Below are 20,901 nucleotides of genomic sequence, written 5' to 3'. Positions count from 1 at the left end.
GCTGAAACACTGCGAAACAAACAGACAATATTTTGCGCTTGCAGTAGTCGAAATCCTCTATTTCCACCTCCTGAAAACAGGTTTCATTAATTTATTCACAAGTCTGTTCCGGTTGACGCGGCGGTGCAGGAAGCGTCATTAAACCCTGGTGTTTCATAGGAGAATTTCACCTTGGCGTCGCTCCGCACGCGATCGATATAGTGGAAGGAGGCTGTAAGAGATATGTGAAAAGTGTAACCAAATGCACGGGACACATCTCAGCAACTCCTGCTTCGTACAATCGACGGCACTGAACACATTCAGGAGCGCAAATTGAAATATCCTCTCAGCATCGCAGCGATCATTGCCGGCCGCTTTTCATCTTTTATCCGCCCGCCGCAAAAAAACCAGGTCGAAACCAATGTAACACTCAAAAATGCGCCGCCGGCGCCGAAGGATGAAGTCGAGCCAAGTCCGCGCGCCGGCCTGGTCTGGAGCCCTGGATTCTGGAATTATGTGGGTGGCTGGTATGTATGGGAAGCCGGCCATTGGGAGCTGGAGCGAACCAACCAGCTTTACCTGAAACCAGGCTGGCAAAAAGTCATTCGCGGCTGGCAGTTGCAGCGCGGCGAATGGCGTGTCACCTCGGTCAGCTTCGTCAAAAAAGGGGCCGCCAGCAAAGATCAGGATAGCAACCCGGAACCGCATTACGATCCGCTGGCGGCATTTCGCTAGTGCGATCGCTGCAGATATGCGGTCGTTGCCGATTCCTCTTGCATTACCTGACCGGCTTAAATCACCTGAATCTGCGGTAGTTATTTTTCGAACGGATTGATATTGACGGCATCTTGCGCTTTGCCTGGCGACGAAGTGGCCGATGCCGCCGAACCGGTCGCCAACGGACTGGACAAAAAATTGCTGTTGTCCTGAGCCGCAACCACCTGTCGCGTCGTGGCTTGCGCTACCGAATCGTCCAGTGAGAAAACGGCGTATATGCCGCCCGCGCCCAAAACAAGGGCCGTAATAGCCCAGGCTAAATTCGTTCTATTCATGTCAAGGTTCTCCTTACCGCTTCGTCGCCGCTACGCATCAATTCAACCCGTAGCGGCGATTACCGACAAATCAGCTATTGACTAAAAATACTCCCGACGATTAACGCGCAAAGTCCGAAGTATTCTTGACGAAGGTATTCAGGTTGGCAATGTTCAGGCTACCGAAACCTGTAGTTGCGTCCCAACCTGTTGCCGCTTTGTAGCCGTAGGAACTGCTGGCGCCATTGGTACCCGAGGTGACGTCATGCAGCAGCGAAGCATTGGCTGCCAACCGGAAATACTTGTAGAAGCTGGCTGCAGGGAATCCCAGTGCATTGCTGTTGGCCGTTTGCAGACGTGCCCAGACGCCGGTGAAAATCGGCGCTGCGAGGCTGGTGCCGCCTACCGTGCCGGTCTGGCCGTTGTAGTAGATGGTGGCGCCACTGGCGCTGGCCGCATCGAACGCAATGTCCGGCAAGCCACGGGTGGTTTTGCCGGCGGCAATCACGCCCGATTGATAGGAAGGCGCCGCTTCATACTTGCTGTAGCCGCCGCCGGTTGCCCACAGGCGCAAGGTGGAATCATAGTCGCCCGCGGCGTCATAGGTGCCGATCGCGCTCAAGCCTTCGTTCCAGACCTTTTCACTGCTATAGGCACCGGCATTCGTGTACAGGGTAGTGCCGCCGACCGCAATCACATAAGGCGAACTGGCCGGTTCGCTGACGTCATAGGTCGATTTGCTTGTCGGTACGCCAGGAGCTCCGGAAATCGAACTGGTCTGGCAGTTGTAAGTGCCCGCATCTCCGGTCGAAATGGAGAAAGTCTGGCCCTGCGCCACAGCTTGTTTGAACACATTATCGTCGGCTGCCTGAGTCCCGTCGCTATGGGTATCCGATTCGCAACCGCCGAGTGAAACGTTAATGACTTTAGCCACGTTGTCAGTCACCGCACGGTTGTAGGCAGCAGTGATGCCGCTATAGCTCATGTCAGGCGATGCGTAGAATACCAGTTGCTTGACGGCGCCGCCGGTGGTGCCAGTGATGGTCTGACTGTCCAGGTTCCATTCGACCTGGCCGGAAGTGTCGCTATAGTCACTGCCGGCAGGACCGGTTTGCACGACTGCAGTATTGACGGTAGCAAAACCTTTGGCCGAAGTGAATGCCTGCAGATCGGTAATGGTCGGGTTGATGTCGCCTGCAGAAATAATGCCGACTACGGTGTTGGAGGCAGTTGGCGTGGTGCCTGCGTTATAGATCGCGGGGAATTGCGTCGGGCTATGCGGCGTGGCGATTGGCGTTGCATTGGTGCGGGCCTGGGCCTGCAAACTTGCCGCGGCTTCGGTATTGGCTACCCAGCGATGATGGGTGTGGGCAATCGACACGTTTTGCAAACCCAGCACCGAACCCACGATCCCCCCTAATGCGGACGGCACTTGTGCGGCATCGGTATTGGCGAACACATTGCGACCGTCTTGCTGGAAGCGCTTCAACGATGTACGGAAACCTGCTTGCACCGTCGCCGCCGTGCCGTCTGCCGTCACCAGTTGACGATTCGGAGCAACCCGGATGTTAACAAAACCAGACTTGCTCAAATGCGCAACCACTGCCGCCACATCTTTTGTCGTAGGTGCATATTCTGCAGCGAATTGTGCCGGTGTCAGAAATTTTCCGTAGGACGCAGTGCCTTGAGTATGCAAATCTTGCAGGAATTTATCCAGCTTGGCTTCGTTGCGCAAGTTCAGGCTGATCGTCACATGTACCGGTTCGCCCTGCGCCAATTGCACTGCAGATGCTGCTGGCGTGACCACGCTGGCATCGGCAGCCGCGCTTCTTTGATTGGCTTGCACTTGCGGCAAAAACGCCTGAGTTTTGGTTGCGACCCAAGTGCTGTTGTCCACCGTGGCAGCGTGAGCGGACCCGGATAGGGATGCAAACGCCAGCGACAGCGCCAATGACAGTGCCGATGCCTGGGGAATCATAAAATTTCCTGTTGATACGTTCGATTTCATATCGCAAATTCCTCTTGAATGGAACAGATGAAAGACGCCGCAGCCCGGCACTGCGATCAGCAATGCAAAGTTGACTTGGCGCTGGAGTCTGCATCACCGGTTGTGATGCAGTGCTTAACGGGACGTTATATCCGTTAACTGGATGGCCGCAGCGCTAGCGTTGGCGCTGGCTGTGCCGAAAGGTGGGAAGAACTGCGACGGGCTGCGTCTGACGCGTGGCGGGAAAGAATGAAAGCTGGATACGATCTGCTGCAAATCATGGGACTTCCCTCTTGAGGATTAACAACGGCGTCGGTGACTCTTTTGGAGCGCATGCCGTGTAAAAAATCAACGCTTTACATCCGGTTCTCTGCTTTACGTTTCTCAATTCAAATTCATCTGTTTGATGATTCAGAGTAAATCAATTATTTCCATACAGCAATAGTAAAAGGGCTGATATTTTCTTCTATCGAAACATGGTTTCCGTTGGTTTTCGTTGGGACTGATCAGGAATTCAATTGCCGATAAAATCTATGTACTTACTGACTCGAATCGGCCCCGGCACCGATGACAGGTACACTTTCAGGCTTGATATTGCGCGTAGAAAAAAGCGCACCAAAATTAAACACCGACCGCGGCAAGGTCGCCCACAAAGTTGCGCCGACAATCAACCCACCGCCGATCCAGGACAGCGCACCGAGTTTCTCGCCCAGCCAAAAAGAGGCGAATAGCGCGCCGAATACCGGCTCGCTTCCCATCAGCAGGGAAACCCTGGTAGGGTTGCTGCGCCGGACACCATAGTTCTGCGCAAAAAAAGCAAAAATCGTGCAAAACAACACCAGATAAATAGTACTCACCCAGAAGCTGGGATCGCTGGGCAGCCGTGGCAAGCCACCTTGCATGAACAGGCTGGCAACCAGCAAGCAACCAAATCCCACCACTCCGGACTGCACTGCGGTCAGGGTCAGGTTGGACATGTTCTTGTTGACCGTCAGGCGCTTGGTCATGACCATCATGAAGGCACGCAACAATGCCGCCGCCAGCATCAGACCATCCCCCAGATTGAAAGTCAGGTCGCTGCCGATGGTTAGCAACCAGGTGCCGAAGAGCGAGATGAAAGCCACCACAAACGCGCTGGCCTTGGGGCGTTGCGCCATCACCAGCCACTCGACGAACGGTGTAAAGACCACACACAGGCTGATCAGGAAAGCGGCATTCGAGGCCTGGGTCAAAGCTACACCGAAGGTTTCGCAAATAAAGATGGCAAGCAAAATCAAACCCAAAGGCAATCCCGCCCGCAAAGCCGCCCTGCCTTCCGGCCTGGCCAGCTGGCGCAGGCTAGGCAGCAATAGCAGGAAAGTCATGCAAAAACGAATCGCCACAAAACCCAGTACCGGGTAAAACAACAACGCATCCTTGGCGACACCGTAACTGGTGCCCCACACTATCGCGACCAGCAACAACAGCAAATCGGCGACCCAGAGACCTTTGGTAGAAGAGCTGGCAGAGATATTTGTCACTTCGTTTTACTCCAGATAGCGCTAACAGCGCTATCAGTTAAGAAAAAAAACGTTCCGCTTAGGTGGAGGCTGAGCGGAACAAACGGCGGGAGCACCGAGGATATTGGTCAGGTCTGTTGCGTCAGGACGTCCTGGTGTAGGCGATCACCAGCACGTCTCTGAATGCTTCACGTCTTTCTTCAACCGGTAACACCTTGGTCACGCCGTGCATGGTGCGGGCATCGTCGGCCAGCATCAGGTCCATCGGATCGGTCAAGGTATAACGGCACATCAGTTTGCCGGCGACATCGGTAATATAGGTTTCACCGCCAGCCACGTTGTGACGGCGCACCATCATGGTGACGATGTAATCGACGCCGTCGCGATGCAATCCCTCCGGCGTCGGATTGCCGGGAGTATGGGAACTGGCGCGTATCCGGTAAGGGTGCAGGCGGATGTCCCATTTGCCGCTACGGCCGTCGACCTGCTCAAACACTTGCGCCAGAGACAGCAGCAAGCCGGACAGGAAAGGGTTATCGACAAAGTGCGGCTCCAGCGGCTCGAAATGACGTGCGATATCGCCGTTGAGTTTATTGATGTAGCTCGGCTGCACGTAAGGTCCGTGCGGCATTTGCTGCAGCACGCCGTCGGCCGCGTCCAGCTCGAATGCACCGTAACGGCGGAATCGATAGCTGCCGTTGTCACCCATGTACTTATCTTGCGGCAGGTTGTTCCAGCAAGCCGCGAACTCGTTCCAGGCCGCAAGATCGACATCGCAGGCAGCTTGCACGGCGCGGCCGGAGAGCACGGTGAACAGCCGGCCCCGTAGTTCGCCGCTGAGATGATCAATGATGAGCGGCGCGATCTTGATTGGCGCCGAAGCCTCGATTTCCATTTAATTTTCCTCGGTCAGCAGCTTGCTCGCATCCAATACGGAATGGGAAGACAACGACAGGTGACGGCTGGAACGTTGCGCGGCAATTTCCTTTTCCCAGCTATCGCGGTCGGTCAGGTACAGCGGCGCATCGGCGCGGATCGCGCAGACATCGGCAGCGCCGGCGCGCAATCGATAATTGACAGTGCCGCTGACATGCTGCGCGGTTTCGAGGATGAAACGGTCGGTGGCTGTGCGCAACGGTGTGAACCAGCGGCCCTCGATCGCTTCGCGCACCCACAGTTGTTCAAGCTTGAGTTTTTCGCGCAGCAGTTCAGCGTCCAGCACCGCCGTTTCCAGGTGTCGATAAGCTTCCAGCAAAGCCATGGCGGCCGGCGCTTCGCGTACTTCCAGCACTTTCTCGCCCTGCTCCAGGTGTTCCAGGCCGCAATAGCGGCCGATGCCGAATGCGCCGACGCGCCGGTTAAGGCGCGCGATCAATTCCACCAACGGCAAAGCCTCGCCATCGACGGCAACCGGACGGCCGGCATCAAACCTGATCGAGATTTCCACACTGGCTGGCGCCGGATCGATTGCAGCGGTCCAGTCAAACAGCGATTCCGGCACCCAGAACGACTCCGGATTATCGAGCGAACCGGATTCGAATTCACGGCACCACAGATTGGCGTCGCCGCTGATGCCGCGTGCCTGGAAGTGCGGCAGGCCGGCAGCGCGCAAAGCTTCGATTTTTTCCTCGCGCGAAATCGCAGTGTATTCATAGGGCGTGCCGTAATAACCGGCATACCCGAGTTGGGCGATCGCGCCATTCAAACGACGCAGCGTATTCTGCGACTGATTAGCGGTATGGACGATGGCGTTGCAGCCCAGGCGCAATGCGGTTTCGACGGCGAAGCGGGCGATGATAGGACGCGACAGCGATGAACTGATCGGATAGATGCCCATGTATTTGGCATTGGCGCGGATCGCTGGCAGGACGGCATCCTCGGCAAACGCTTGCTGGCCATCGATCACCAGCAATTCGGCGCCAAAATGCGCGGTGATCTGTTGCAGGTCGGCGGCATTGACGCCCTCGCCCAGATCAACTGTCAGCGCCGTGACGCGGCAACCGCTGTCGACCAGGCATTTCAAGGCGTAAGTGCTATCCAGTCCACCACTGAACAAAGTCAGGACATGCTCGCAGTGGCCGGCGACCAGTTTCAGGTCGTCGATGCTGCGTATTCTTTTTAGCGGCTGAATCATAGGCGCTCCGGCACTGGATGGTATGGGTAAATTAATAGAGACCACTATTTCGAAAAATACGAATAAAACATCGTTATTGATAGTTATTATGTTTTATTCCGGCAAATACGATAATCTATCAATTCAGAACAACACTTGTGCGCGGCGGGAATGAATGGGAGCTAACCGATATATCAAGCTGATGCCTGACATGGCTGTGTTTGTGCGGGTGGTGGAAACCGGCAGCTTTTCGACGGCGGCCCTGGAACTTGGCATGACGCCCTCGGCTGTCAGCCGCCAGGTATCCCGTCTCGAACAGGCATTATCGGTCAGGTTACTGGAGCGCACCACGCGCAAGCTGCGCCTGAGCGAATCCGGCAGCGAGGCTTACCAACGCTGCCTGGAAATGGTGAACGCGGCCAAGGCGGCGATGGACGTCGCCGATAAATTCGTAGCGGTGCCGCAGGGCCTGCTGCGGGTCGGCATGCCGAAAGCCTTCGGAAAATCGGTGGTTACTCCCCTGATACCCGGTTTCCTGGAAAAATATCCGCAAGTCGACGTGCAACTGATCCTGACCGATCGTCACGTCGATTTGATCAATGACGATGCCGACCTGGTGATCCGCATCACCAGCCAGCCGGCCGACGGCCTGGTAGCGCGGCCGCTGATGTCGATCGACCAGGTGCTGTGCGCCACGCCCAGCTACCTGGCCCAGCACGGCACCCCCAAACAACCGCAAGACCTGTGCGGCCACAGTTGCCTTTACCTCGGCGAAACCCCGGGCGATTCCGACTGGCGCTTCATGCGCCAGGGTGAAACCACCATCATCAAGGTCAGCGGACGCTATGTCGTCAATCACAGCGAAGCGCGGCTGGAAGGTGTGCTGCAAAACCTGGGCATCGGCTGCCTGCCCTATTTCATCGTGCGCAACGCCCTTGAGCAAGGCTTGGTAAAAGCCGTGCTCACCGACTGGGAGTTCGTCGCCGCCTATCAGGGCACGGCCTTCATACAATACCTGCCGACCCGATATCTGGCGCCGAAAATGCGGGTATTCATCGATTACCTGGCCAGCCATATGGAGGCCGATCTGAAGCCCCTGGACCGGCGGCGGCTGGCAGCCGTCAAATGAAGCAACTGGTGGGCCGCAAACAGATGCTGGCACTGGCCGGCCTGCTTTGCCTGTACGGCCTGCCGAACGCCAGCCGCGGCAGGCAGGAAACACGGCAAATCGTGGTGGATACCGGCCATACGATGGGAAATCCCGGCGCCATCGGTCCCGGCGGCACCCGTGAATTCGATCTGAACCGGCAATTCACCATCGCCCTGACAAAAGCATTGAAAGCAGAAGGACTGGGGGTGATAGACATCGCCGCGCAGGGATCGCCGGCCTCGTTGCAAGCGCGGACCAAAGCTAGCGGCAAGGCGGCGCTGTTCGTCTCCATCCATCACGATTCGATGCAGCAGGCGTGGCTCGACGCCGGCCGAAGCCGGGAATTCTCCGGCTATGCGTTATTTGTTTCAGGCAGCAAACCGCACTATGCGCGTAGCCTTGACTGCGCCAGGAGCATCAGTCGCAAACTGCAAGCCATCGGCGAACATCCGTCGCTGTATCACGCCACTCCGGTTGAAGGTGAAAACCGCCCCTTGCTTGACCGGCGGCTGGGAATTCATCGCTTCGACAATCTGGCGGTACTGCAAACCGCGGAATCGCCGGCACTGCTGATCGAGGTCGGCGTGCTAGCCAATCCGGACCAGGAAGCGCGCCTGGCATCACAGCAGTTTGCCGATAAAGCTGCAAATGCCGTTGCGCACGGCGTCCGGCAATGTCTGCCCGCAGAACCATAACAGCGAAGCTACCGCAATGTGTGCGTGACGTACTTACGTAGAGTACTTACGTAGAACACTTACGTGGAGGTTTTTACATAAAATTTACAAACCCGTCATCCCTTTTTAGAGAATCTTTACTCTCCCCCTGCTAATCTGTAATCACCAAAACGACCAGTAGACATCCTCTATGAATCAGGTAATTTCAGCAGCATCGGTATGGCGTTTTTCTTCTCTTCCGGTTGCCGTTTCAAAAAAAATCCGGCTCCCCGCCTTGCCTCTTCCGCTACGTTCCGGTCGCAAGCAGGCGCTCCCTACGCACAAAGATTTCATGATGTGCATCACCGTGGATACAGCTTCCGTGGCCGAACTGCGGCGCGTCATCGTCAGTACCTGCGGCGACCTGATGGTCTATATGCGGGTCAAGCCGGTGGAGCACGCCAGCAAGATGAAATTCTGGCTATGCCTGAGCAAGGCCTCGGTTGACGCCGTCATCTGCAACATCATGAGGACCTTGCCGCAAGCCGAGTTTGGCCGCATTTCTCCGCTCCTGCAGGCATGAGCACCACTGGCAACATCAAACCCATCCAACACCAACTGAAAACAAAACATCACCATGTCCATCTTTGAAGGCATCTGGATTCCTCTCGTCACACCTTTCCGGCAGGGCAAACTTGATCTTTACAGTGCGCAGCAACTCGCCCTGCGCTTGTCCGCTGCCGGCGTGCATGGCCTGGTGGTCTGCGGCACCACCGGCGAAGCCGCGACGTTGAACGAGCATGAACAAGACCGGATACTGTGCGGCGTGATGGAAGCCGTGCAAACCCGCTGTCCTGTCGTAATGGGCGTCAGCGGCAGCGACACACGGCTAGTCGCGGAAAAAATCGCGCGCCTGAACGCGCTGCGCCCAGCCGGCTTCCTGGTCTCGGCGCCGTCTTACGTGCGCCCCTCGCAAGAAGGCATACGTTTGCATTTCGAGGCGGTGGCGACAGCGGCAGAGAGCCCGGTCATCCTGTACAACATCCCGGCCAGGACCGGCGTCAATATCGATGTCGCCACCGTAGCCGCTCTGGAACAACATGCAAATATCGTGGCCATCAAGGAATCCAGCGGTAATTTGATGCAAACCATGGAATTGATCAGCCGCACGGATTTGACCCTGTTATGCGGCGACGACGCCATGTTATTCAACACCTTCTGCCTGGGAGGACACGGAGCCATCTCCGCCGCTGCTCACATCCGGCCGGATTTGTTTGTACACTTGTTTGAACTGGTCCGCGCCGGACAAATCGGCCCTGCCCGTACCCTGTTCAAACAATTGCTGCCGATGATCCAGCTGCTATTCTCTGAGCCGAACCCCGGCCCGGTAAAAGCCGCCCTGGCCATGCAAGGAGAAATACAGGATGAACTGCGCCTGCCGATGACACGGATGACGGCAACAGGCAAAGTCAAACTGGCCAAAGCGCTGGAGAAGTTGATGTCGATTCCGGTCGCGGGCAATACGGCAAAACCGGAATCCGCGATTCGTGGAAAATCCCGACTGCTGGGCCTGGTAAGATGAACCCGGCTATATCTGGCAGCGATTGATTTTCTAGCCCGATGCCACCTGATGACGCCTGCAAAAGATTGCCATTCACGTAATACTTGCAAAAATTGCTTGTTACGTGTCCAATCGGCGTATGAAAATTTCTCCTACACTCCCCATATGGTCCATTGCGGCCCCGATCGCCGGCTGGCTCTTTCTTGGCGGCGCGAGTTTTAATTTCGGTGGCGCCTACACAATATTACTCGTGGCCGGCTTGTTCGGCAGCGTGCTGGCAGCGGTGTATCACGCCGAGGTAGTGGCGCACCGGGTTGGCGAACCCTACGGCACGCTGGTGCTGGCGCTGGCGGTGACGTTGATTGAAGTGGCGCTGATCGTCTCGCTGATGCTGGCCGGCGGCGAGGAAACTACCGGGCTGGCACGCGATACCGTGTTTGCCGCCATCATGATTATTCTCAACGGTATCGTCGGCATCTGCCTGCTGGTTGGCGCCAGCCGCCATAAAGAACAAAGCTTCGGCTTGCTGGGCGTCAGCGCCTCGCTCGCCACGCTGGCGGCAATTGCGGTGCTGACCCTGGTATTACCCAACTACACCTCATCTGCAGTGGGTCCGTTCTACAGCCCTAGCCAACTGGCGTTCATCGCCATCATCTCCTTGATACTCTACGGTACCTTCGTGCTGGTGCAAACCGTGCGCCACCGTGACTATTTCCTGCCGGAAGAAGCGATCAGCGATGAAGATGCCCATGCGGCGCCGCCATCGAACAAGGTAGCGATAATCAGCGGCGGCCTGCTGATGGTTTGCCTGGGTGCGGTGGTTCTGCTGGCGAAGTCGCTGGCGCCGACCCTGGAAACCGCAGTGGCAAGCGTCGGTGCGCCCAAGACCCTGGTCGGTATCATCATTGCCGCAGTGGTGCTGCTGCCGGAAGGATTGGCCGCCGTGCGGGCAGCGCGCGCCAATCGCCTCCAGACCAGCCTCAACCTGGCGCTGGGCTCAGCGCTGGCCAGCATCGGCCTGACCATTCCGGCTGTGGCCATCGTCTCGCTGACTACCGGCTGGACCTTGTCGCTCGGCCTGGATATCAAATCAACGGTACTTTTGCTGCTGTCGTTCATCGTCGCCGCTTTTTCACTCGGCACCGGGCGCACGACTGTCATGCAAGGGACTGTCCACCTGGTGATTTTTGCTGTCTATTTGTTTACTACCATCGTTCCCTAAACCGACCGCGCCGCGCGGTCGACGGCGGGCAAAGATCCGGGGCAGCGTAAGCTGCCTTTTTTTTGCACTAATCAAGTTCATTTTTTCACCGGCGCCTTGCCATCACATTGCCCGGCACCACACTGGTGCACATAAGCAACGCCAAAATCCCACCTCACCAAATATGGGCGTCGACAATCTCGTTTGCGCCAACATTGCTCAAAATTCAAGTAAGCATTCTTGAAACTGGCGCGTGACGCCGCCCTCCCGACTGGCACGCATTCTGCTAAAGCTATTACGCAATCAATGCATTCCCGGTATCTGATTTCTACCTGCTTTCTTAGTCCGTGCTTAATTTTGTGTTTCTGTTTTTTATCGCTCACAACTGGAGGAGAAATTCATGTCACGTCGCACCGTTTTGAAAGCTACCGCACTCGGCGCTTTCGCACTTGCCGCCAGCTCATGGCTACCATCCGCGTTCGCTGCGGACACCATCAAGGTAGGCGTTCTGCACTCCTTGTCCGGCACCATGGCCATCTCGGAAACATCGCTGAAAGACGTCGCCCTGATGGCGATCGAAGAGATCAATGCCAATGGCGGCGTACTAGGCAAAAAGCTGGAACCGGTAGTAGTCGATCCGGCCTCCAACTGGCCGCTGTTTGCCGAAAAGGCGCGCCAGCTGATTTCCCAAGACAAGGTATCGGTGGTATTCGGTTGCTGGACTTCGGTATCGCGCAAATCGGTGCTACCGGTATTCAAGGAACTCAACAGCCTGCTGTTTTATCCGGTGCAATATGAAGGTGAAGAGTTAGAGAAAAACGTCTTTTACACTGGCGCTGCACCAAATCAGCAAGCGATCCCGGCGACGGAATACCTGATGTCGAAAGAAGGCGGCGGCGCCAAGCGCTTCGTGCTGCTCGGCACCGACTACGTGTACCCGCGCACCACCAACAAGATCCTGCGCGCCTTCCTGCACAGCAAAGGCGTGAAAGATACGGACATCGACGAAGTCTACACACCGTTCGGCCACTCCGATTACCAGACCATCGTCGCCAACATCAAGAAATTCTCGGCCGGCGGCAAAACCGCAGTGATCTCAACCATCAACGGCGACTCCAACGTGCCGTTCTACAAAGAGCTAGGCAACGCCGGTCTGAAAGCCACGGACGTACCGGTGGTAGCGTTCTCGGTAGGTGAAGAAGAACTACGCGGCGTGGACGCCAAGCCACTGGTTGGTCACCTGGCAGCATGGAACTACTTTGAATCGGTGAAAAACCCGGTCAACACCGCCTTCATCAAAAAATGGAAAGCCTACGCCCTCGCCAAGAACCTGCCGAACGCCAGCACCGTAGTCACCAACGACCCGATGGAAGCAACCTATGTCGGCATCTACATGTGGAAACAAGCGGTAGAGAAAGCCAAATCCACGGACACAGACAAAGTCATCGCAGCCATGTCCGGCCAAAAATTCAAAGCCCCGTCCGGCTATGAACTGGAAATGGACGCAACCAATCATCACCTGCACAAACCGGTAATGATTGGTGAGATCAAGGCTGATGGTCAGTTCAACGTAGTAAACAAAACCAAGACAACAATCCGCGCCCAACCTTGGAGCCCGTATATCGCGGGGAATGAAGCAAAGCAAAAACTCTGACGCCAGCAAATCAAGGCTGTTGTCTTTGACGTTGATGTTGTTTTTGAAGTTGAAGTCCGCATGGGGACGCTGTCAAATGTGGCGCGTGTCAGTCGGGAATTGTGGGAAGACATGTTTGAGCGCAGCGAGTTGGTCTTTCCACCCGACTGATGCGTGATGCATTTGGGGACCTGACCAAAGGGAAGGCAGTGGCTTTGCGGTCGCCTTTCTTTGCTTACTTTCTTTGGCGAAGCAAAGAAAGTGAGTAGCCGCCGGGCTACCCCCGGCATGTATCCACGGAGTAGTTACCGTTTTAAGTAACTATGAACCTCGTCGCATGCAGCAGCACTTACTCCGTGGCCCGTTAAAAGGGGTCAGAGTAATTTTCGCGAAGGGCGCGAAAAAAAACTCTGACCCCATTTAACTGCTTTCGTGTAACGCCATGGTAGGAAAAACCGGCATGAAAACTTACTGATGAAAATCTCACGAAAAATCCTTCTCATTGCTGGTTTGTGTTTGCACATCACGCTGGCACACGCCAAAATTGATCCTGCATTGCTCAAACCTCTGGCCGGCGACGACCCTGACGCGCGTATTGTCGCGGTCAACCAGATCGCCGCACTGGCCAATGACGACGCATTGAAAATTCTTAATGCATTGAACACCGATGCGCTATATGCCCAACCAGACGGCACGGTACTGATCGTCGACGACACCCAGGCATTCAACCCAGCCACCGATCAGACCCTACCCACCCCCGACGACGCAGAAGGAATCAGCGTCAACAACCGCCTGCGCGGCACGGTAGAAGGCGCCCTCTCCGGCCTGAAGCTATTCTCATCCAACCGCAAACTGCGCATGGCCGCCGCCACCGACCTGATGAAAACCGCCGAACCAGCCCAAATCCCGCTGATCAGCAAAGCACTCCACAAAGAAACCGACCCCGAAATCCAGGCCACCCTGCAACAAGTGATCGCCACCGCCAACCTGCACTCCCCCGACGCCGCCACCCGCAAAGCCGCAGTGCAAACCCTGGCCGCCAGCACCAACGCCAATCTACGCCCCGCCCTGCAAAACCTGCTTAACAAAAATCCCGACGGCAGCTACATCGAAACCGACGAAGCAGTCCGCATCGAAGCAGTGCGTACCCTCGGTGTACTAGACCGCCACCTGGCAACCGTCGATTTCATCGGCAAAGTGTTCTACGGCATATCCCTCGGCAGCGTCCTGCTGCTGGCCGCACTCGGACTGGCGATTACCTTCGGCCTGATGGGCATCATCAACATGGCGCATGGCGAGCTGCTGATGATCGGCGCCTACACCACCTATGTCTGCCAGCTGCTGTTCCGCCAATACTTCCCCGCAGCGCTAGACGGCTATCTGCTGGTAGCACTGCCGGCTGCTTTCATCGTCACCGCCGCCGTCGGCATCGTGCTGGAGCGGCTGGTGCTGCGCTGGCTATATGGCCGACCACTGGAAACCCTGCTCTGCACCTGGGGTATCAGCCTGATATTGATGCAACTGGTGCGCTCGATTTTCGGTGCGCAAAACGTCGAAGTCGCCAATCCCAGCTGGATGTCGGGCGGCGTCACCGTGCTTGGCTCGCTGGTGCTTTCATATAACCGCATCGTGATCATTTTCTTCGCTCTGTTCGTGGTGCTGGCAGTCTGGCTGATCCTGAACAAGACCCGGCTTGGCCTGTTCGTACGGGCCGTCATGCAAAACCGCCGCATGGCGTCTTGCGTCGGCGTCTCGACCGGCAAGATCGACATGATGACCTTCGGCCTCGGCTGCGGCATCGCCGGGCTGGGCGGCGTGGCGCTATCGCAACTGGGCAATGTCGGACCGGATCTCGGCCAGGGCTATATCGTCGACTCCTTCATGGTGGTGGTGCTGGGCGGCGTCGGCCAACTGGCGGGTACCGTCATCGCCGCCTTCGGCCTGGGCGAAGTCAATAAATTCCTGGAACCGATGGCAGGCGCGGTTCTGGCCAAAATCGCGATCCTGGTATTCATCATCGTCTTCATTCAAAAACGTCCGCAAGGCCTGTTTGCACTGAAAGGCAGGAGCGTCGAATGAAAGCCGCATCTCAAAGCATATCTCAGCACATTGCAGCGGCCAAGACACCGCTGTTCTCACGCCCTGCATGGAGCGGAATCATCTTCTGCAGCGTGATCCTGGCGCTGCTGCCGATACTCAACCTGGCATTCCCTGCCGGCCACGTGCTGCACATTTCCAGCTATACAGTGGCGCTAGTCGGCAAGTTCATGTGCTATGCCATGGCAGCGCTGGCGCTGGACCTGGTGTGGGGTTACACCGGCATCCTCTCGCTCGGCCACGGCGTCTTCTTTGCGCTGGGCGGCTATGCCCACGGCATGTACCTGATGCGGGCGATCGGCCGCGATGGCGTCTATCAAAGCAACCTGCCCGATTTCATGGTGTTCCTCGACTGGAAAACCTATCCCTGGTTCTGGTCCCTGACCGACAACTTCTGGTACTGCATGGCGCTGGTGGTACTGGTGCCGGGCGTGCTGGCTTTTGTGTTCGGCTACTTTGCCTTCCGCTCGCGCATCAAAGGCGTGTATTTCTCGATCATCACGCAAGCCATGACCTTCGCCTTCATGCTACTGTTCTTCCGCAACAACACTGGCTTTGGCGGCAACAACGGCTTCACTGACTTCAAGCGCATCCTGGGTTACTCGATCACGGCGCCGTCGACCAAGGCGGTGCTGTACCTGATCACGCTAGCCTTCCTGCTGGGCGCCCTGCTGCTCTGCCGCTGGATCGTCACTTCCAAGCTGGGCCGGGTGTTGCAGGCAGTACGCGATTCCGAATCACGCCTGATGTTCATCGGCTATAACCCGCTCTGGTTCAAGCTGTTTGTGTGGACCTTGTCGGCGGTGTTGTGCGGCATTGCCGGCGCCTTGTATGTGCCGCAGGTCGGCATAATCAATCCGTCCGAGATGTCTCCGGCCAATTCGATTGAAATGGTGATCTGGGCAGCCGTCGGCGGCCGCGGCTCGCTGCTGGGGCCGATCATCGGCGCCTTCTCTGTCAACGGTCTGAAAAGCTGGTTCACCGGCGCTTTCCCCGATTTGTGGCTGTATGCGCTGGGCTTGATTTTCATCCTGGTCACGCTATTCATGCCGCAAGGGATCCTGGGCCTGGCGGCAAAGTTGAAAAGCAAATCCAAGAATAACAAGGAGGCCGCATGAACCAGCCCATCAGCCCGATCTATAATCCGGCGCAGCCATCCGATAAAGTCGATAACGCCCTGCATGCCGACTACGGCACCTCGTATGCGCGGATCAAGCCGGAAGGCGTTGACACCACCCACGGCGCTATCCTATACCTGGAAAACATCACGGTCTCGTTCGATGGTTTCAAGGCGCTGAATAATCTGAACCTCGATATTTCGGTGGGCGAACTGCGTTGCATCATCGGCCCCAACGGCGCCGGCAAAACCACCATGATGGATGTCATCACAGGCAAGACCCGTCCCAGCGCCGGTACCGCCTTTTTCGGTCAAAGCATCGACCTGACCAAACTCACCGAATACGACATCGCCCACGCCGGCATCGGCCGCAAATTCCAGCGGCCGACGGTATTCGAACAGCACACGGTGTTCGAGAATCTCGAGCTGGCCATGAAGATGGACAAGCGCGTCAAGACCACCTTGTTTTCCAGGCTCAGCTCGGAGCAGATCGACAAGATCGATGCCTGTCTCAAGCTGATCCGCCTCAACGGTAACGAGCGACGGTTGGCCGGCCTGCTCTCGCATGGTCAGAAGCAATGGCTGGAGATCGGCATGCTGCTGATGCAGGAACCACAGCTGCTGCTGCTGGATGAACCCGTAGCAGGCATGTCAGATGCGGAAACCGCGCGCACTGCCGAGCTGCTCAACGAACTGCGCGGTAAACACTCGATCATGGTGGTCGAGCATGACATGGGTTTTGTCGCTGAAATCGCCCAACAAGGCAAGGTCACGGTCTTGCACGAAGGTTCGGTGCTGGCGGCCGGCAAGATGTCCGAAGTGCAGGCCGACGAGCGTGTGATTGAAGTCTATCTCGGGCGCTAGAAGAATATGTTAAACGTTGAACAATTGAATCAGTATTACGGCTCTTCGCACACCTTGCGCGGGATTTCGCTGTCCCTGGAAAAAGGAAAATGCCTGGCTCTGCTGGGTCGCAACGGCGTCGGCAAAACCACCTTGCTGAAATGCCTGATGGGCGTGCTGCCCAGCGCCAGCGGCAAGGTCATGCTGGAAGGCCGCGATATCACCGGCCTGAAGCCGCACCAGCGTGCCGCGCTGGGGATTGCCTATGTACCGCAGGGACGCGAAATCTTCGCCCGCCTGTCGGTGGAAGAAAACCTGTTGATGGGCATGGCCACCAAGTCGGGGAAAAAGGCTTTGCTGATCAAAGATGAAGTCTACGAATTGTTCCCGGTGCTGAAGGAAATGCTGCAACGGCGCGGCGGCGACCTGTCCGGCGGCCAGCAACAGCAATTGGCGATAGCACGCGCCTTGCTCGCGGAACCCAAGCTGATCATCCTGGATGAGCCGACCGAGGGTATCCAGCCATCGATCATCAAGGATATCGGCCGCGTGATCCGCTTGCTGCGCGAGCGCGGTGACATCGGCATCCTGCTGTGCGAACAGTACTTCGATTTTGCGCGTGACCTGGCAGATAGTTTTGTGGTGCTTTCGCGCGGTGAAGTGGTCGCTGCCGGCGGCCAGGAGAACATGGATGATGACAGCGTAAAACGACACTTGGCGGTATAGTGCCGCATGGACAATCTGATTACCCTGCTACCTTTGCCGGCAGCCGGACTTGCTCCGCCTGTGCCGGTTATGCCTGTCGCCCAATCAACCCGGCGCAGCGGCGACCAGGCCTGGCTGTCTTTGGCGTTTGCCGACGACCGCGGCACCACGCGCTTGCTGGATCGCGCCCACTACGGTCCCTTGCGCGTGCAAAAGGCGCTCTATCCGGAACACTCGTCGATCTGCCACGCCATCATCGTTCATCCGCCTGGTGGCGTGGTTGGCGGCGATCAGCTGAGCATCAAGGCCAGTGTCGGTGCACGCGCGCATGCCTTCCTCACCACACCCGGCGCAGCCAAGTGGTACCAGGCCAACGGCAAGAGTTCGCGACAGCAGGTAACGTTACAGGTTGCCGATGGCGCTGCGCTGGAATGGCTGCCGCAAGAAACCATTTTTTTCGATCAGGCCTGCGTAGCCCTGGAACACCAGGTCGAGCTGCAAGGCGACGCCCGCTATATCGGCGGCGAAATCCTTTGCTTCGGCCGCACAGCGTCGGGCGAAACATTCAACAGCGGCCGCATTTCTCAGCTCACCAGCATCCGTCGCGATGGTAAATTATTATATTTTGAACAAGGCATGCTGAACGGCGGCAGCGACGCCATGCGCAGCCGCCTGGGATTGGCGGATTGCACCGTCTGCGCCACCTTGCTGGTAGCCGGCAAGTCATTCTCCGCCAGCTTCCTGCAGCAGTTGCGCGAGCTAGCCAACCAACTGGCAGGAGACCAGGCCAGCGTCGGCGCAACCCAGATGAAGTCGGTGCTGGTGCTGCGCCACCTGGGGCACTCCAGCGAACTTGCGCGGCGCTGGATGATGCAGACGTGGCAACTGATCCGTCCGCAATTGCTGGGGCACGAAGCACTGGTGCCACGGATCTGGAATACCTGATAGTTGATCTGAACACCGATCTGAAAATCGATCTGAAAGAAAGAATAGAACCATGGACCTGACGCCAAGAGAGAAAGACAAGCTACTGATTTTCACCGCCGCATTGCTGGCGGAGCGCCGCCTGGCGCGCGGCTTGAAGTTGAATTATCCGGAAGCTGTCGCCTTGATCAGCGCCGCCATCATGGAAGGTGCTCGCGATGGCAAGAGCGTCGCCGAGCTGATGTCCTACGGCAGCAAGATCTTGACACGGGCCGATGTCATGGACGGCATCGCCGAAATGATTCCCGATATCCAGGTTGAAGCCACCTTCCCCGATGGCAGCAAGCTGGTCACCGTACATCACCCCATTCCCTAGACTGGAGCAATCATGATCCCAGGAGAAATGTTCATCCAGCCAGGCGACATCGAACTCAATGTCGGCCGCAGGTGCACTATTGTCAGCGTCGCCAACAGCGGCGACCGGCCGATCCAGATCGGTTCGCATTTTCATTTTTACGAAGTCAACCCGGCCCTGCTGTTCGAACGCGAGGATGCTTATGGCATGCGGCTCAACATAGCGGCCGGCACCGCGGTCCGCTTCGAGCCGGGCCAGAAGCGCACAGTGGAACTGGTCGAACTGGCGGGCGACCGCATTGTCTACGGATTTAATGGCAAGGTCATGGGAGCATTACAGAAATGAGTAAAATCGCACGCCACGCCTACGCCGAAATGTACGGCCCGACCACCGGCGACCGGATTCGCCTGGCAGACACCGAGCTCTTCATCGAAATCGAAAAAGACTACGCCACCTACGGTGAAGAAGTGAAATTTGGCGGCGGCAAGGTGATCCGTGACGGCATGGGCCAGTCGCAGCGCATGCACAAGGAGGTGATGGATACCGTGATCACCAATGCCGTGATCATCGACCACTGGGGCATCGTCAAGGCTGACATCGGCATCAAGGGCGGCAAGATCGCGGCCATCGGCAAGGCCGGCAATCCGGATATCCAGCCGGATGTCACCATGGTGATCGGCGGCGCCACCGAAATTATCGCCGGCGAAGGCAAGATCGTGACTGCCGGCGGCATCGATTCACATATCCATTTTATCTGCCCGCAGCAAATCGAAGAAGCCTTGATGAGCGGCGTCACCACGATGCTGGGCGGCGGCACCGGCCCGGCTGCAGGCACCGCGGCCACCACTTGCACGCCCGGCCCCTGGCATCTGCATGCGATGCTGTCTGCAGCCGATGCTTTCCCGATGAACCTGGGTTTCCTTGGCAAGGGCAATATCAGCTTGCCGGGCCCGCTGGAAGAACAGGTACGCGCCGGCGCCATCGGCCTCAAGCTGCATGAGGACTGGGGGTCGACTCCGGCCGCCATCGACAATTGCCTGAGCGTCGCCGACCGCATGGATGTGCAGGTCGCGATCCATAGCGACACCCTGAATGAAGGCGGCTTCCTGGAGCACACGCTGGCCGCGTTCAAGGATCGCACCATCCATACGTTCCATACCGAAGGCGCGGGCGGCGGCCATGCACCGGACATCATCGCCGCAGTCGGCAACAGTAACGTACTACCCTCCTCGACCAATCCGACCCGGCCGTTTACCGTCAACACGCTGGATGAACATCTCGACATGCTGATGGTCTGCCATCACCTCGATTCAGCGATTGCGGAAGATGTAGCGTTCGCCGAATCGCGCATACGGCGCGAGACGATCGCCGCTGAAGATATCTTGCATGACATCGGCGCCATCAGCATGATGTCTTCCGATTCACAGGCCATGGGCCGGGTCGGCGAAGTCATCATGCGTACCTGGCAAACCGCGCACAAGATGAAAGTCCAGCGCGGCTCGCTGTCTGAGGACAGCAGTAAATCGGATAATTTCCGAGTCAAACGTTACATTGCAAAATACACGATCAACCCTGCGATCACGCATGGCATCGCGCATGTGGTTGGTTCCGTCGAAGTCGGAAAAATTGCCGACCTGGTCTTGTGGAAACCGGCTTTCTTCGGCGTCAAGCCATCCACCATTCTGAAGAGCGGCATGATTGCAGCGGCACAGATGGGTGACCCGAATGCGTCCATTCCGACACCGCAACCGGTACATTACCGCATGATGTTCGGAGCCTACGGCGGTGGCCTCAAGACTTCGCTGACCTTCGTTTCGCAAGCTGCGTACGACGACGGTATCGGCGAACGCTTGAAACTGAACAAGCCGGTAGTGCCGGTCAAGGATGTACGCCATCTGCGCAAGCACCACATGATCCACAACGGCGCCACGCCGCACATGGAAGTCAATCCGGAAACCTATGAAGTACGCGCCGATGGCGAACTGCTGATATGCGAGCCGGCCAGCATATTGCCGATGGCGCAGCGTTATTTTCTATTTTGATTTTATATTAA

General features: G+C 57.1%; 20 protein-coding genes. 15 read left to right on the top strand and 5 right to left on the bottom strand.

Annotated features, from left to right (window positions below; all coding sequences use genetic code 11):
• The first annotated feature begins 312 nt into the window (after nucleotides 1-312).
• Entirely contained in the window at nucleotides 313-714 is a 402-nt protein-coding gene (locus tag BM205_RS12070; RefSeq protein ID WP_092414760.1) for a hypothetical protein, read from the top strand.
• An 80-nt stretch (nucleotides 715-794) separates the two neighbouring features.
• On the opposite strand, the gene BM205_RS12065 is transcribed toward BM205_RS12070, so the two are convergent.
• From BM205_RS12065 to BM205_RS12045, 5 genes are all read right to left on the bottom strand, one after another.
• Nucleotides 795-1,031, bottom strand: a complete 237-nt coding sequence (locus BM205_RS12065; RefSeq protein WP_092414759.1) for a hypothetical protein — start codon at nucleotides 1,029-1,031, stop codon at nucleotides 795-797.
• Nucleotides 1,032-1,131: 100 nt separating this feature from the next.
• Nucleotides 1,132-2,988 carry a S53 family peptidase gene (locus BM205_RS12060; RefSeq protein ID WP_371326483.1) on the bottom strand — a complete coding sequence of 619 codons (1,857 nt, stop codon included), beginning with the start codon at nucleotides 2,986-2,988 and terminating at the stop codon, nucleotides 1,132-1,134.
• Between the two features lie 548 nt (nucleotides 2,989-3,536).
• The gene (locus BM205_RS12055; RefSeq protein ID WP_092414755.1) at nucleotides 3,537-4,517 is read right to left on the bottom strand and encodes a DMT family transporter; all 981 of its coding nucleotides are present in this window, start codon (nucleotides 4,515-4,517) and stop codon (nucleotides 3,537-3,539) included.
• A gap of 121 nt (nucleotides 4,518-4,638) precedes the next feature.
• Complete coding sequence (locus BM205_RS12050) at nucleotides 4,639-5,391, bottom strand: 2OG-Fe dioxygenase family protein (RefSeq protein ID WP_092414753.1); 753 nt, start codon at nucleotides 5,389-5,391, stop codon at nucleotides 4,639-4,641.
• A complete protein-coding gene (locus BM205_RS12045; protein WP_092414751.1) occupies nucleotides 5,392-6,630 on the bottom strand; it encodes an argininosuccinate synthase-related protein in 1,239 nt (412 codons plus the stop codon).
• Nucleotides 6,631-6,784: 154 nt separating this feature from the next.
• Here BM205_RS12045 and BM205_RS12040 point away from each other — a divergent pair, with 154 nt between their 5' ends.
• From BM205_RS12040 to ureC, 14 genes are all read left to right on the top strand, one after another.
• A complete protein-coding gene (locus BM205_RS12040) occupies nucleotides 6,785-7,738 on the top strand; it encodes a LysR family transcriptional regulator (RefSeq protein WP_092414749.1) in 954 nt (317 codons plus the stop codon).
• The gene (locus tag BM205_RS12035) at nucleotides 7,735-8,454 is read left to right on the top strand and encodes an N-acetylmuramoyl-L-alanine amidase (protein ID WP_092414747.1); all 720 of its coding nucleotides are present in this window, start codon (nucleotides 7,735-7,737) and stop codon (nucleotides 8,452-8,454) included. The genes BM205_RS12040 and BM205_RS12035 overlap by 4 nt, the downstream gene beginning before the upstream one ends.
• A 169-nt stretch (nucleotides 8,455-8,623) precedes the next feature.
• On the top strand, nucleotides 8,624-8,995 hold the full coding sequence (locus tag BM205_RS24580) for a hypothetical protein (protein WP_254783862.1): 372 nt from the start codon (nucleotides 8,624-8,626) through the stop codon (nucleotides 8,993-8,995).
• A 54-nt stretch (nucleotides 8,996-9,049) separates the two neighbouring features.
• Entirely contained in the window at nucleotides 9,050-9,994 is a 945-nt protein-coding gene (gene dapA, locus BM205_RS12025; RefSeq protein WP_092414746.1) for a 4-hydroxy-tetrahydrodipicolinate synthase, read from the top strand.
• Between the two features lie 118 nt (nucleotides 9,995-10,112).
• Complete coding sequence (locus BM205_RS12020) at nucleotides 10,113-11,195, top strand: calcium:cation antiporter (RefSeq protein ID WP_092414744.1); 1,083 nt, start codon at nucleotides 10,113-10,115, stop codon at nucleotides 11,193-11,195.
• 379 nt (nucleotides 11,196-11,574) lie between these two features.
• Entirely contained in the window at nucleotides 11,575-12,828 is a 1,254-nt protein-coding gene (gene urtA / locus BM205_RS12015; protein ID WP_092414743.1) for an urea ABC transporter substrate-binding protein, read from the top strand.
• 453 nt (nucleotides 12,829-13,281) lie between these two features.
• A complete protein-coding gene (urtB, locus tag BM205_RS12010) occupies nucleotides 13,282-14,886 on the top strand; it encodes an urea ABC transporter permease subunit UrtB (protein WP_092414742.1) in 1,605 nt (534 codons plus the stop codon).
• Complete coding sequence (gene urtC, locus BM205_RS12005; RefSeq protein ID WP_092414741.1) at nucleotides 14,883-16,022, top strand: urea ABC transporter permease subunit UrtC; 1,140 nt, start codon at nucleotides 14,883-14,885, stop codon at nucleotides 16,020-16,022. The genes urtB and urtC overlap by 4 nt, the downstream gene beginning before the upstream one ends.
• Nucleotides 16,019-16,885: an urea ABC transporter ATP-binding protein UrtD gene (gene urtD, locus BM205_RS12000; protein WP_092414740.1), complete on the top strand. Its 867-nt coding sequence runs from the start codon at nucleotides 16,019-16,021 to the stop codon at nucleotides 16,883-16,885. Before urtC ends, urtD begins: the two co-directional genes overlap by 4 nt.
• A 6-nt stretch (nucleotides 16,886-16,891) precedes the next feature.
• Entirely contained in the window at nucleotides 16,892-17,590 is a 699-nt protein-coding gene (gene urtE / locus BM205_RS11995) for an urea ABC transporter ATP-binding subunit UrtE (protein WP_092414739.1), read from the top strand.
• Between the two features lie 6 nt (nucleotides 17,591-17,596).
• Nucleotides 17,597-18,514 (top strand): urease accessory protein UreD, encoded by a 918-nt coding sequence (locus BM205_RS11990; protein ID WP_092414738.1) that lies wholly within the window; start codon nucleotides 17,597-17,599, stop codon nucleotides 18,512-18,514.
• Nucleotides 18,515-18,566: 52 nt separating this feature from the next.
• Nucleotides 18,567-18,869, top strand: coding sequence for an urease subunit gamma (locus tag BM205_RS11985; RefSeq protein WP_092356730.1), 303 nt, complete (start codon nucleotides 18,567-18,569; stop codon nucleotides 18,867-18,869).
• Nucleotides 18,870-18,881: 12 nt separating this feature from the next.
• Nucleotides 18,882-19,193 carry an urease subunit beta gene (locus BM205_RS11980; RefSeq protein ID WP_092414737.1) on the top strand — a complete coding sequence of 104 codons (312 nt, stop codon included), beginning with the start codon at nucleotides 18,882-18,884 and terminating at the stop codon, nucleotides 19,191-19,193.
• Nucleotides 19,190-20,890, top strand: coding sequence for an urease subunit alpha (ureC, locus tag BM205_RS11975; protein ID WP_092414736.1), 1,701 nt, complete (start codon nucleotides 19,190-19,192; stop codon nucleotides 20,888-20,890). The genes BM205_RS11980 and ureC overlap by 4 nt, the downstream gene beginning before the upstream one ends.
• Nucleotides 20,891-20,901 lie beyond the last annotated feature (11 nt).

The sequence above is a fragment of the Collimonas sp. OK307 genome, from assembly GCF_900113705.1.
In the GTDB taxonomy this organism is placed as follows: Bacteria; Pseudomonadota; Gammaproteobacteria; order Burkholderiales; family Burkholderiaceae_D; genus Collimonas.
The sequence above is the reverse complement of the archived record's forward strand: the minus strand, read 5'-3'. Positions and strand labels throughout refer to the sequence as shown.

Coding starts and splice junctions, on each gene's coding strand:
- BM205_RS11980 (WP_092414737.1), top strand. CDS start 18,882: ATGATCCCAGGAGAAATGTTCATCCAGCCAGGCGACATCGAACTCAAT.
- BM205_RS12050 (WP_092414753.1), bottom strand. CDS start 5,391: ATGGAAATCGAGGCTTCGGCGCCAATCAAGATCGCGCCGCTCATCATT.
- BM205_RS12035 (WP_092414747.1), top strand. CDS start 7,735: ATGAAGCAACTGGTGGGCCGCAAACAGATGCTGGCACTGGCCGGCCTG.
- urtD (WP_092414740.1), top strand. CDS start 16,019: ATGAACCAGCCCATCAGCCCGATCTATAATCCGGCGCAGCCATCCGAT.
- urtA (WP_092414743.1), top strand. CDS start 11,575: ATGTCACGTCGCACCGTTTTGAAAGCTACCGCACTCGGCGCTTTCGCA.
- BM205_RS11990 (WP_092414738.1), top strand. CDS start 17,597: ATGGACAATCTGATTACCCTGCTACCTTTGCCGGCAGCCGGACTTGCT.
- BM205_RS12065 (WP_092414759.1), bottom strand. CDS start 1,031: ATGAATAGAACGAATTTAGCCTGGGCTATTACGGCCCTTGTTTTGGGC.
- BM205_RS12060 (WP_371326483.1), bottom strand. CDS start 2,988: ATGATTCCCCAGGCATCGGCACTGTCATTGGCGCTGTCGCTGGCGTTT.
- dapA (WP_092414746.1), top strand. CDS start 9,050: ATGTCCATCTTTGAAGGCATCTGGATTCCTCTCGTCACACCTTTCCGG.
- BM205_RS11985 (WP_092356730.1), top strand. CDS start 18,567: ATGGACCTGACGCCAAGAGAGAAAGACAAGCTACTGATTTTCACCGCC.
- ureC (WP_092414736.1), top strand. CDS start 19,190: ATGAGTAAAATCGCACGCCACGCCTACGCCGAAATGTACGGCCCGACC.
- urtE (WP_092414739.1), top strand. CDS start 16,892: ATGTTAAACGTTGAACAATTGAATCAGTATTACGGCTCTTCGCACACC.
- urtB (WP_092414742.1), top strand. CDS start 13,282: ATGAAAATCTCACGAAAAATCCTTCTCATTGCTGGTTTGTGTTTGCAC.
- BM205_RS24580 (WP_254783862.1), top strand. CDS start 8,624: ATGAATCAGGTAATTTCAGCAGCATCGGTATGGCGTTTTTCTTCTCTT.
- BM205_RS12020 (WP_092414744.1), top strand. CDS start 10,113: ATGAAAATTTCTCCTACACTCCCCATATGGTCCATTGCGGCCCCGATC.
- urtC (WP_092414741.1), top strand. CDS start 14,883: ATGAAAGCCGCATCTCAAAGCATATCTCAGCACATTGCAGCGGCCAAG.
- BM205_RS12045 (WP_092414751.1), bottom strand. CDS start 6,630: ATGATTCAGCCGCTAAAAAGAATACGCAGCATCGACGACCTGAAACTG.
- BM205_RS12040 (WP_092414749.1), top strand. CDS start 6,785: ATGGGAGCTAACCGATATATCAAGCTGATGCCTGACATGGCTGTGTTT.